The following is a 991-nucleotide window of genomic DNA, read 5'->3' as shown; positions in this document are numbered from 1 at the left end:
ATCAGCACCAAGCGGAAGTAGCCCGGTATCAGCCGACATCGTAACGGTGACACATAGTAGCCCGATTATTCCTTATGAAAGTGATAAAGAAGTGGCAGCAAGTAGAGGGCAAGAAACACGGACATTAGGACAATATACAACCGAAAAAGTTAAACATACGACATCATCGGTGAAACAAAAGGTAAGAGGAGTGCAAGAGCGCATTCATAATTCGGAAACGGTACAGAATACAAAGCGTTTTTATCAGATGGGTCAAAATACGGGTAAAAGTTGGAGAGATATTGTAAACAAAAATAAAAAGAATACGGATAAAAAATAAGCGTAATCGTACGCTTATTTTTTATTGTCGAAAAGGAGGGAATCCCGATGAGAAGCTATCGGATTCCGAAGGAAATCAGTACAGAATTACGGATTAATAAAGTGCTTTATTTAATAGATTTCTTTTTATTAATTGGTTTATTAGTTGTAACAATGATTCTTAGGAACTTCGTACATGAGTCCTTTCAGTTACCATTTATTCTTTTCATGGTAGCTATTGCAATTATCATGATTTGGCGACCAAGTACGAATCCTCAAAAACGAATGTATGAAGTATTGATTATTACTTTGCTAAGAAGGAAAGGTGCATATTGCGCCATTGATAACGATCAATAAGGGAGGGATCACATATGGCGTTATTCAGCGAAAAAGATGTAGAGAAAGAAAAGCCAAAACAACTAGAAAGACCGAAGAAAAATGCATTTCGATTTAACGAAAAAAACGTAAAAGAATCAATTTCTGAACCAAAAGAAATTGTGAAGGTGGTACCCAACAAAAAGAAAGAAGAAAAACCAAAGGTAGAACCAAAAGTAAAAAAACAGAAGAAAGAAAAGCCAAAGAAAGACACTTCGAAAAAGAAAAATCCAAAACTGTTAGGTTTTTTATCTAGAAAAAAGAAAGAAGCACCACCAAAGGTAAAGAAAAGTATTGCGGAAATTATGCAAATTGTAGA

At 35.0% G+C, this 991-nt stretch carries 1 protein-coding gene and 2 pseudogenes; all 3 read left to right on the top strand.

Features of this window, described 5'->3' with window-relative positions:
• A pseudogene (locus tag MR160_RS33705) lies at nucleotides 1-319 on the top strand (hypothetical protein); the annotation flags it as partial.
• 47 nt (nucleotides 320-366) lie between these two features.
• On the top strand, nucleotides 367-654 hold the full coding sequence (locus tag MR160_RS33700; protein WP_001258281.1) for a DUF5592 family protein: 288 nt from the start codon (nucleotides 367-369) through the stop codon (nucleotides 652-654).
• Between the two features lie 14 nt (nucleotides 655-668).
• Nucleotides 669-991 (top strand): annotated as a pseudogene (locus tag MR160_RS33695) (hypothetical protein); the annotation flags it as partial.

Origin of the sequence: Bacillus cereus group sp. BfR-BA-01382 (assembly GCF_022663475.1) — a bacterium.
Taxonomy (GTDB): domain Bacteria; phylum Bacillota; class Bacilli; order Bacillales; family Bacillaceae_G; genus Bacillus_A; species Bacillus_A thuringiensis_S.
Note: the sequence above shows the minus strand (reverse complement) of the source record. Positions and strands in the feature narration are given on the sequence as shown.